10 protein-coding genes and 1 pseudogene are annotated in these 9,369 nt (G+C 69.5%); 6 read left to right on the forward strand and 5 right to left on the reverse strand.

Annotation, left to right across the window (positions count from 1 at the left end; translation table 11 throughout):
- The first annotated feature begins 57 nt into the window (after positions 1-57).
- Complete coding sequence (locus tag V7E05_RS01050; protein WP_333617825.1) at positions 58-219, forward strand: hypothetical protein; 162 nt, start codon at positions 58-60, stop codon at positions 217-219.
- Positions 220-260: 41 nt separating this feature from the next.
- Here V7E05_RS01050 and V7E05_RS14260 read toward each other — a convergent pair whose 3' ends face one another.
- The 4 genes from V7E05_RS14260 to V7E05_RS01065 form a co-directional block, all read right to left on the reverse strand.
- A complete protein-coding gene (locus V7E05_RS14260) occupies positions 261-920 on the reverse strand; it encodes a class I SAM-dependent methyltransferase (protein WP_442891560.1) in 660 nt (219 codons plus the stop codon).
- A gap of 231 nt (positions 921-1,151) precedes the next feature.
- Positions 1,152-1,979, reverse strand: coding sequence for a thiazole synthase (locus V7E05_RS01055; RefSeq protein ID WP_333617826.1), 828 nt, complete (start codon positions 1,977-1,979; stop codon positions 1,152-1,154).
- 2 nt (positions 1,980-1,981) lie between these two features.
- Positions 1,982-2,227, reverse strand: coding sequence for a sulfur carrier protein ThiS (gene thiS, locus V7E05_RS01060; RefSeq protein ID WP_333617827.1), 246 nt, complete (start codon positions 2,225-2,227; stop codon positions 1,982-1,984).
- Positions 2,220-3,650 (reverse strand): FAD-dependent oxidoreductase, encoded by a 1,431-nt coding sequence (locus tag V7E05_RS01065; protein ID WP_333617828.1) that lies wholly within the window; start codon positions 3,648-3,650, stop codon positions 2,220-2,222. The genes thiS and V7E05_RS01065 overlap by 8 nt, the downstream gene beginning before the upstream one ends.
- 39 nt (positions 3,651-3,689) lie before the next feature.
- Here V7E05_RS01065 and thiE point away from each other — a divergent pair, with 39 nt between their 5' ends.
- Entirely contained in the window at positions 3,690-4,502 is an 813-nt protein-coding gene (gene thiE / locus V7E05_RS01070; RefSeq protein WP_333617829.1) for a thiamine phosphate synthase, read from the forward strand.
- Positions 4,503-4,562: 60 nt separating this feature from the next.
- Complete coding sequence (locus V7E05_RS01075) at positions 4,563-4,997, forward strand: VOC family protein (RefSeq protein ID WP_333617830.1); 435 nt, start codon at positions 4,563-4,565, stop codon at positions 4,995-4,997.
- Here V7E05_RS01075 and V7E05_RS01080 read toward each other — a convergent pair.
- Positions 4,994-5,992 (reverse strand): NUDIX hydrolase, encoded by a 999-nt coding sequence (locus tag V7E05_RS01080; RefSeq protein ID WP_333617831.1) that lies wholly within the window; start codon positions 5,990-5,992, stop codon positions 4,994-4,996. The two genes, V7E05_RS01075 and V7E05_RS01080, sit on opposite strands and share 4 nt — an antisense overlap.
- A 269-nt stretch (positions 5,993-6,261) precedes the next feature.
- On the opposite strand from V7E05_RS01080, the gene V7E05_RS01085 reads away from it, so the two are divergent.
- The 3 genes and pseudogenes from V7E05_RS01085 to V7E05_RS01095 form a co-directional block, all read left to right on the forward strand.
- Entirely contained in the window at positions 6,262-7,629 is a 1,368-nt protein-coding gene (locus V7E05_RS01085) for a hypothetical protein (RefSeq protein WP_333617832.1), read from the forward strand.
- Between the two features lie 13 nt (positions 7,630-7,642).
- Positions 7,643-8,914 (forward strand): glutamate ABC transporter substrate-binding protein, encoded by a 1,272-nt coding sequence (locus tag V7E05_RS01090; protein ID WP_333617833.1) that lies wholly within the window; start codon positions 7,643-7,645, stop codon positions 8,912-8,914.
- A 59-nt stretch (positions 8,915-8,973) separates the two neighbouring features.
- Positions 8,974-9,369: pseudogene (locus V7E05_RS01095) on the forward strand (hypothetical protein); the annotation flags it as partial.

A 9,369-nucleotide genomic window follows, 5' to 3' on the forward strand; every position in this document is an offset into this window, starting at 1 on the left:
TGGAGAACATCCATATATCAAAGGTGCAGAGATGTAAGCAAGATTTACCATTAGAAAATGCGATCATTTGTAGACTTCGCGCTCGGATCTCGTTTTGAATTGCAGGTGTATTTAAGCCCACAAGTTTTCATCTCGCCACTGGCTGAAAACGCGAAGGAGGAAGAGCACGGTTCGCGTAGCCAGTTTCCAGGTATTGCCGATCGTTACGAAGCCTCTTGACAACGCCGCTTAAAAGCGACCAGCCAGGATGGATCGTTAGCTCAACTTGGGGTCGCGATGCCCGCAGCCATCGGCCAGGTTGGTGATACTCGAAGTGATAGGCCGTTTGGGACTGTGATCGTGGTTTGTACGGAGAAACCAGATCTGGACAATGCCCTGGGCGTGTTTCTGTCTAGGTGACAGTTGGCTGCGTACTTCTTCATGAACGGCGTAAGGACATGTTGGAGCGTACTTCGTGGGCCGGTACCTACATGATGTTCAAGAAATACCAGAACACCCGTTGGCTTAAGGATTCTCCGAATTTCGGCAAGAGTGCGGTCCACGTCCGGGACGGAACACAACACAAGCGTGGACACCACTGTGTCGATTGATTGAGAATCAACCGGCACACATTCTGCCCGCCCGTCGACAATAGAGAAAACGTCGGAATTGTGGGCGCTTTCAACGCGATCAGCTAAGATTTTACGCATCGCGCGATATGGTTCGACAAGAGTTACGCGCTCAGCCGCCTCATAGTATCGAAGGTTCGCACCTGTTCCTGGCCCAAGCTCGACGACATTACCCGCGACGTGCTGGAAAAGCGCAGAGCGAACGCCGCGGAGCTTACGCTCGGAGCGCTCGTTCATCGAGTCGTAAATGCGGGCGAATCGCTTTGAGTTCCTATCTTCAACAATGGGATCTAATGGATTCTTCGGCTGCATTTGGCTCACTCTCGCTGCCCATCGATCATGTTCACTTTTCTACTGTACGACGAAGTGGGTCGGCCGAAGCGGAAGCCGAGTTGTACTTGCAGATCGAGTTCGCCGCGCGGGAAGTGCCCACCAACTAATTGGTATACGCCCAACAATCTTGACAGACATGCCTTTCAAGGGTCAGCGCTGTCAATGTTCACCGGAGATCCTTGTCAACCTTGGATGCGCAGCGACACGCGACTAGTCGTCGACCGGCGGGCTCGACGCCTGTGCCCAGAAGCGCTTCGGGATCCGCCCCGCACCGCGGGCCAGGTACCCGGACTCCACGGCGAGGCGCATCGCCCGCGCCATCGCTGCGGGATGCTCCGCGCGGGTCACGGCCGTCGCGAGCAGCACGCCCGAGCAGCCGAGCTCCATCGCCAGCGATGCGTCCGATGCGGTTCCGAGTCCCGCATCGCAGATCACCGGAACGCCCGCGTTGGCCACGATGATCTCGAGGTTGTGCGGATTGCAGATGCCCAGCCCGGTACCGATGGGAGCGCCGAGCGGCATCACCGCCGCGCAGCCCACGTCCTCGAGGCGCCGCGCCGCGGTGGGATCGTCGGTCGTGTACGGCAGGACCACGAAACCCTCGTCAACCAGCTCCTCGGCTGCGGCGACCAGCTCGATCGCATCGGGCATCAGGGTCCGCTCGTCGGCGATGACCTCGAGCTTGACCCAGTTCGTGCCGAGCGCCTCGCGCGCCATTTTGGCGGTCTTAACGGCCTCCCGCGCGGTCCGGCAGCCGGCGGTGTTCGGCAGGGTCCGGATCCCGAGTTCGTCGAGCAGCGGCAGCAGCCCGGCGCCGTTGTACCCGGCCCGCAGGTCGACCTTGCGGATGGAAACGGTGGTCAGGCTCGTTCCCGATTCGATCAACGCGGAACGGAGGATGTCCTGGTTCGAAGCGCCGCCCGTGCCCATGATGAGCCGTGACGGGATCTCCTCCCCGGCGATCACGAGCGGCGCGACCGCCAGACCGGGACCGGCGGCTTCGCGGGAGGCGGGGGCGGGAGGCACGTCCGTCGTCATGCCTAGCCTCCCTGCACTGCGGTGAGCACGTCGACCTCGGCGCCATCGACCAGCGCGGTGGCGGCCCAGCGGCCCGCGGGGATGACATCGTCGCCGACCGCGATGGCCACGCCCGTGTCCGGGAGGCCGAGCGCGGCGGCGAGGTCCGCGACGCTCGAACCGGTCGGCAGCGCGCGCGGCTCCCCATTGACCTGCACGGAAAGCGTCGCCGCTCCCGCGGAGTCCGTGCCTGCGGTGTTGCTAATCATGTGCGCTCCCTTCTGCGAAGACGCGGTCCGGCCTGGCCGCAGCGGCGGCAGCCGAGACGTCCGCGTCTCGTCCCCCTTCAAGGTAGGCGAGGATGACGGCGGAGGTCACACTCGACAGGGCCACTCCGTTTCTGCCGTGTCCGGTGGCGGCGAGGATCAGCGGCTGCGGGGAACCGGAGCGGGCGGCGGCGGAGTCGTTCCGTTCGGGGGCCCTCCCCCGGATGAGCTGAGGCGGCACAGGTCCGAGATACGGGAGATTGTCGGCGGACATAGGGCGCAGCCCGGCGATGGCCTCGCGGAGTTCGAACTCGCCGATGCCGGGGAAGATCGTCTCGGCGTCGGCCAGGAGATCACGGATGCCCGCTACGGTGACCTGCCTGTCGTCGCCGTGTTCGTATTGCGTCGCGCCGATCACGAGCCCGCCGTCGCGGGGGACCATGTAGATCGGGCGGCCGCGGACCTGCGCGCGGACCACGTGGCGCGGCGCGGGCTCGCAGCCGGGCCGCTCGAAGAGGCGGAGGACCTCACCCTTCACGTTTCGGATGGGCAGGTCGAGCAGGCGGGTCGAGCCCTCGCCGGCCGCGACGACGATGGCTTCGAAGGGGGCTTCGGTGGCGGGGTCGGTGAGCTCGGCGAGGTCCTCGATCCGACGCGGGACGAAGCGGACGCCGCGGGCGATGGCGCCCCGGCGCAGCGCCCCGAGGAGCCGCCGGTTGTCGATGGAGCCCTCGCCCGGCAGGAAGTACGCGGAGCGGATCGCCCCGGTGAGGCCGGGGACGAGCTCGCGCGCGGCCCTGCGGGTGATGCGGCGGACGGGGTCCACGTCGGTGCCGTCGCCGGCCTCCGCAGGGTCGGCTGTGGGCGCGTCGCTCACGCGGGCGCGGCCCGTGACGTCCATGGCCCAGTCGAGGGCGAGGCCGACGTCGCGGGAATCGCCCTCGTCGCAGGCAAGGAGGAGGCAGCCGGTGGAGGTCCGCACGGGGCCGAAGGTCCAGGGATCGTCGGCGGCAGTGTTCGAAGGGGCGCCTGCTTCGGCCCGGCCTCCCCCTTCCCTGTCCTCGAACGGCGCGAGCTCGTCGAGCAGCGCCGGCCACGCGGCCAACGCCTCGGTGCCGAGCTCCAGCGCCTCCGGCTCGCCCGGCCACGCCTCGGAGAACGGCGCGAGCATCCCGCCGGCGACCCACGCGGCTGCGGCGCTGGGAACGCCGCCGGGGCCTGCGCCGTCGGGGTCGAACACGGTCACGGAGTAGCCCTCGCCGGCGGCGCGGAAGGCGATGGCCAGGCCGATTACGGAGCCGCCGATCACGGCGACGCTGCGTCCGCCGCCGCCGGCGTTTGCACTGTCGACCACACCGGCATCCGCACCGGCGCTTGCCCCTGCGTCGCCTACGGCGCGCTGTCCGGCACGTGCTCCCGTGTCCATGCCTTCGTCCACGCCTTCTCCCCCCGCTACGGTGTACGCATGAGTGCTTCGGATTCGATCGGCCGCGAGCCGGCCGCCCCACAGAATACGCCGCGGCCCACGGACGCCGACGCACTCCGCAGCTGGCGCACGGACCGCCTCCGCGACTCCCTCCTCTACGTATGTATCGACGCGCGTAGGGACCGCGACCCCGAGGCCCGCGCCGAGGGCTGGGGCGGCGAATTCCCCGCGCTGCGCCGAAACGTCCGGGCGGCGTTCGCCGGCGGCGTCGACATCGTGCAGCTCCGAGACAAGGGCTCGGCGGGCGAGCGCGAGTCCGGCCCCCTCGAGGCCCTCCACGAGCTGACGGCGCTTCGCGTCCTGCGCGAAGAGGCCGAGGCGGCGGGGGCGCTGTTCGCCGTCAACGACAGGGCGGATATCGCACTGGCCTCCGGCGCCGACGTGATGCACCTTGGGCAGGACGACCTGCCCGTCGCCGAGGCGCGGCGGATCCTTGGTCCCGGACCGATTATCGGCCGCTCGTGCCACGCGGACGCGGAGGTCGATGTCGCGGCCGCCGATCCCGAGGTCGACTACTTCTGCACCGGTCCCACGTGGCCGACGCCGACCAAACCGGGCCGCGAGGCACCCGGGTTGCCGCTGGTCGCGCATGCGGCACAGGTCGTAGACGCCGAGGTGGGCGCCGGTCCGGCTGCGAAGCCGTGGTTCGCGATTGGTGGAATCGATGCGGGGAACCTCGCGGAGGTCACGGCGGCGGGGGCGAGCAGGGTGGTTGTCGTCCGCGCGGTGACCGGCGCCGCCGACCCCTCTTCCGCCGCCCGCGAGCTGCGCGAATTGCTCGAGAAGCGGTAGCGGCGGGGCCGCTCGCGGGGCCACGAGACAATGTCGGACTCCCGTGTGAGCATGGGAACCATGAGCACACCGATTCGTTCCGTGCACGCCGTCTACGCCATCGATTGCGACGATGCCGTCGCCCTCGCCCATTTCTACGCGGATCTCCTCGGGTGGTCGGTCAAGGAGAAGGCGGACAACTCCCAGTGGGTGGACCTCATCCCACCCGAGGGCGAGGCCAGCGCCCTCTCGCTGGCCTGCCAGACGATCCCCGGGTATCGGCGCCCCACGTGGCCCGAGGGTTCGGTGCCGCAGCAGGCTCATATCGATTTCCACGTCGAGGACCTCACGGCCTCTGCCGAGCTGGCGGTGGCAGCGGGCGCCACGCGGGCCCCGGTCCAGCCGGGAGTGGAGTACGCGGAGAAGAACGGCACGGGGGTGTCGTTCCTCGTGTTCACCGATCCCGCGGGCCACCCGTTCTGCCTGTGCAGCGCGCCGACACTCGACCTCGGCTAGGGCCGACCGCCCCGGCCGCCGCTCCCGCCGCGTTCCTTGAGTCCGAGTTCGGAGAGGAAGCGGCCCGAGCCGAGGATCGAGATCCCGGCGGGGAAGCGCTCGCGGAGGCCGCGGTCGGAGGTCACTGCGAGCACCGCGCCTGGGCCGTGCTCGGCGAGCGCGCCGGCCGCCGTCTCGGCGATTGTGTCGTCGCCCGCGGCCGGGGCGTCCACGCGCAGCAAGCCCTCTGGGGCCTCGGCGCCCTTCGCCGCGCCTTCGAGCACCACCGTGGTGCCGCCGATCCATAGGACTGCGCCATCGAGGAGCAGGGTGCGCGGCACGGCGCCCGAGAGCTTTCCGAGCAGCGTGGTGGTCGCGCCGGCGCGGTCCCGCCACCAGCCGTTGCCGCTCGAACCGAGCACGTTGGCCACGTCCACTACGCAGCGCACGCCGGTAGAGCGCAGCTTAGGCCAGGCGGAAGCGAAAGCCGGCATCAGGTTGAATTCGGCGACCTCGGACTCGGGCACCCAGCGCAGCTCCACGGACTCATGGTTGGCGACGGTCTCGAGCGCCTGGGGGACATCGGCCGCCACGGTCGTGTACGTCCAGTGGACGGTGGACTCGCGACTCATTCCCTCGGGCAGCGTGCCAGGGTAGCGGTCCTCACTCCCGGGACCGACGAACATCCGGGGGTGCGGGCTCCCGTCCATCCGGGAGGTGATGCGCTCGTCGCGCACCTGCACGGCCGCCGGGTCGATCCCGGCTTCTTCGAAGGTCTCGCGGCGCGCGGCGTCGGCGGGGGTCTCCCCGGAGTCGATCGCGCCGCCGGGCAGCGCCCACGTGCCGCCGGACGCCGTCCACTTCGCCCTGTGCTGGAGGAGTACGAGCGGATCGAAGGGATCGTCCGGATTCGGCGCCCGCAGCAGCAGCCCGGCGGCACCGAAGAGCCCCCAGCGCCGCTGCCCGTCGGGGCCGAGAATCCAGCCGCCGCCGTCCCCTTCGTCCACCAGATCCATAACCACTTCCGTCGTTCGTCGCGGGGCGGCGCGAGGGCCGCACACCCCTCTCACCCTAGCGAGTGCCCGCGTATCGGGGAGCCGGCTTCCGGAACCAACCGGGGGCGAACCTCACGTATCCCCATCTGCCACTCGAGCCACTTGGGTAACATCGCACGGATAGCGACGATAGTCTCTAGTCTTGTACACGTCAGTTCGCGGGAACGGCGGTCGGGCCGCACACACCGGTGCGTCCTGCGCCCGCTGCTCGGATCGCAGGGAGGTGGGCCTTGTCTCCGGTGGACCTCGCCGACCGCTTCCGTGTCGCGCCCTCGCTTCCCGATCTCCCTTCGCGCCGCCGCGGCCTCCGCGCGCGCAGCACGAGCTTCGTCAAGAACACCAACACCACCCCGGGCAGGCTCGTCCTGTTCACGCTGGTCATCGTCATACTCGTGCTCGTCGCCGGCCTCTACACGGCGGCCACAGCGGCAGACCGCAAGAACCAGCGCGACCTCCTCCTCGCCGAGATCGAGCCCGTCGCCAACGCCTCGCAGACCCTGTACTCGTCGCTGTCCATCGCGGACTCGGCGGCGAACACCGCCTTCCTCACCGGCGGCGTGGAATCGCCCGAGCTGCGCGACCGCTATAACGACGCCATCGGCACGAGCTCCGCGGCGATCATCGCGGCCACGCAGAGCCTCGAGACCTCCGATGGCAACCACACCCAGTCCCTCGCGGAGATCAACGCCGACCTCGCCGTCTACACCGGCCTCGTGGAGACGGCCCGCGCCAATAACCGCATAGGCAATCCCGTGGGCAGCGCCTACCTCGCCTCGGCGTCCTCGCTCATGCAGGACCAGATCCTCCCCGAGGCCGCCGATCTCTTCGACGCCCAGTCCTCCTCCGTGCAGGAGTTCTCCGGCGAATGGTCCTCGCCGCCGTGGCTCTCCCTCATCGCCCTCGCCCTCGCCACGCTGCTCCTCGTGCTCCTGCAGCTCTGGCTGCGGCGGGTCACGGGCAGGAAGTTCAACCTCGGCCTCGGGATCGCCACTATCCTCGTCATCATCGCGTTCGTGTGGACGGCGCTCGGCGGCTTCCTCATGGCCTCGGGCAATTCCCGCGGCCTCTCAGAGGGCGCCGCCCCGATGAGCGAGCTCACCCGCACCCGAATCTGGGTCCAGCAGGCCCGCGCGCAGGAGACCCTCGACATCGTCCGCCGCACCGATCCCGTCGCCGCCTCGGACGAGCGCACCCGCCGCATGGCCGAGATCCGTCGGACCCTGTCGGCGTACCTCGATTCGGGCGCCAACGCCGATGTCGGCCTCGACGCCGACGGGGCCGTGACCAACGCCGTCAACGCCCTCGATGCCTGGCAGGCAGCTCAGCGACAGGCCGATTCGCTCTACCAGCAAGGCGATTACAAGGGCGCCACGGCGGCGTCCACGGGGCAGGGTCCCGGCCAGTCGGGCGCCGCATTCGACCAGCTCGACTCCGCGCTCGTCGACGCGATCGAGAAGGCCCGCGACCGCCTCCGCACGGTCATCGACGAGGCGCGCGCCACGAGCGACACGACCCCGGACGCCGTCCGCACGCTCACCGTCGTCGCCATCTTCTTGTCCATCGCGGGCATCGCCCCGCGCGTTCGCGAGTACCTGTAGGAGGGAGGAGACCGTGCAGATCGGAAAACGCGCCGCACGCACCATGCGGCAGTGGGATGACGCCGAACGCCGCCCCTCCCCCGGCGACCACGCCCGCCACGGCGGCGCCCGAGGCGCGGTGCCTACATCGCGGCGCTCGGCGGCGCTGGCGATCGCGGCGATCGCCGTGGCCGGCGGACTCGCGGCCTGCGGCCCGAGCACCGATGCGGGCCTGGCGACGGACACACCTACGCCGTCATCCACGGAAGTGACCACATCGGGCGCCATCCCCAGCGTCGACTCGGGCCCGCCGCTGCCCGCCGACGCCCGCGTGCAGTCGCTCAGCGACCTGCCCACCGAGAGAACTCAGGACTGCAACCCGCTCGAGACCCTTCGGCCCGATCCCGCCGCCGAGCCGAAGGACCTCGTCCCGCAGATCTACGAGCGCGGCCGGCTCATCGTCGGGCTCGACCAGGGGTCCAACCTGTTCAGCTTCCGCGATCCGGTCTCCGGCGAGCTCGAGGGCTTCGACGTCGACCTCGCGCGCGAGATCGCCCGCGACATCTTCGGCGATCCCTCGCGCGTGGAATTCCGCTCGCTCACCTCGGCGGAGCGGATCAACGCGCTGGCGAACCACCGGGTGGACGTCGTGGTCAAGTCCATGTCGATCACGTGCGATCGGAAGAAGCAGGTGCGGTTCTCGGCGCCGTACTTCAGCGCGAACCAGCGGCTGCTCACGCTCCGCGGCTCGGACATCACGAGCCTGTCCGACCTCACGAACAAGCGCGTCTGTGTGGCGCAGGGGACCACGTCCTCGGCAAGGCTCGCGCAGGAGGCGAAGAACCTCACGGTGCTCACGGTCAACACGTGGGCGGATTGCCTCGTGGCAATTCAGCAGGGCCAGGTCGATGCCGTGACCACCGACGACGCGATCCTTGCCGGCATGGTCGCGCAGGACCCCAACCTGCAGATCATCGGCGAGAGCTTCCAGACCGAGCCGTATGGCGTGGGCATCGCCAAGGACACCCCTGCGCTGAGCACCGACGGGCTCGCCCGGCAGGTCAATTCCACGCTCGAGCGGATCCGGAACGACGGCACGTGGCGGCGGATGTACAACCGCTGGCTGGCGCCGTACAGCTCCAACGCAGTGATGCCGTCGCCGGAATACGTCGACTCCGAGGACCCGAGCCAGGCCTCGGCTACGGCGTCGAGTTCGGCGGCTCCGTCGTCCTCGGCTCCGACTTCTGCGGCGCCTAGCGAGTCGAGCAACGTGCCCACGAGCACCACCCGAGGGGGCACCAGGTGATGCGCGGAACGGGCAGCGGTAGCGATAGTGCCGGCAGCGGCGGAAGCGATGACGACGTCGTGAACGACGCGAACGGCGGCGCGAACGGCGCGAACGGCGACGCGCGCGCCGACAAGGGGAACGGGAACGGCGCCAGAAGCGCGCCGCGGCGCTCCTACGGTACGGAGCCCACGGCAAAGACCGGCGCTCTCGAGGTCTCTCAGCCCGTCGACTCCCCGCGCGGACGCCCCGGCGAACCCGGGGCCGCCAGCGCCGGGACAGGGCCGGGCACGGCGCCGGGAACTGCGCCGTCAGACACGCAAGACCGCCCCACTACAGGCTCCGCCACCCCCGGCACCCACACCACCGACACCCACACCGCCGGGGCGAACACGGCCACCGCCACCGCGCCCGGCTCGCGCCCGAGCGGCGGCGTCTCGGCGGCCGCCCGCGCGTCCGTCGCCGCGCGCGCCGAG

Origin of the sequence: Dietzia sp., from assembly GCF_036741115.1 — a bacterium.
Lineage (GTDB): Bacteria > Actinomycetota > Actinomycetes > Mycobacteriales > Mycobacteriaceae > Dietzia.

What these genes read in the sequence shown, in the direction of transcription:
- V7E05_RS01050 (WP_333617825.1), top strand. Translation starts at nt 58, where the DNA reads ATGCGATCATTTGTAGACTTCGCGCTCGGATCTCGTTTTGAATTGCAG.
- V7E05_RS14260 (WP_442891560.1), bottom strand. Translation starts at nt 920, where the DNA reads ATGCAGCCGAAGAATCCATTAGATCCCATTGTTGAAGATAGGAACTCA.
- V7E05_RS01055 (WP_333617826.1), bottom strand. Translation starts at nt 1,979, where the DNA reads ATGACGACGGACGTGCCTCCCGCCCCCGCCTCCCGCGAAGCCGCCGGT.
- thiS (WP_333617827.1), bottom strand. Translation starts at nt 2,227, where the DNA reads ATGATTAGCAACACCGCAGGCACGGACTCCGCGGGAGCGGCGACGCTT.
- V7E05_RS01065 (WP_333617828.1), bottom strand. Translation starts at nt 3,650, where the DNA reads ATGGACACGGGAGCACGTGCCGGACAGCGCGCCGTAGGCGACGCAGGG.
- thiE (WP_333617829.1), top strand. Translation starts at nt 3,690, where the DNA reads ATGAGTGCTTCGGATTCGATCGGCCGCGAGCCGGCCGCCCCACAGAAT.
- V7E05_RS01075 (WP_333617830.1), top strand. Translation starts at nt 4,563, where the DNA reads ATGAGCACACCGATTCGTTCCGTGCACGCCGTCTACGCCATCGATTGC.
- V7E05_RS01080 (WP_333617831.1), bottom strand. Translation starts at nt 5,992, where the DNA reads ATGGATCTGGTGGACGAAGGGGACGGCGGCGGCTGGATTCTCGGCCCC.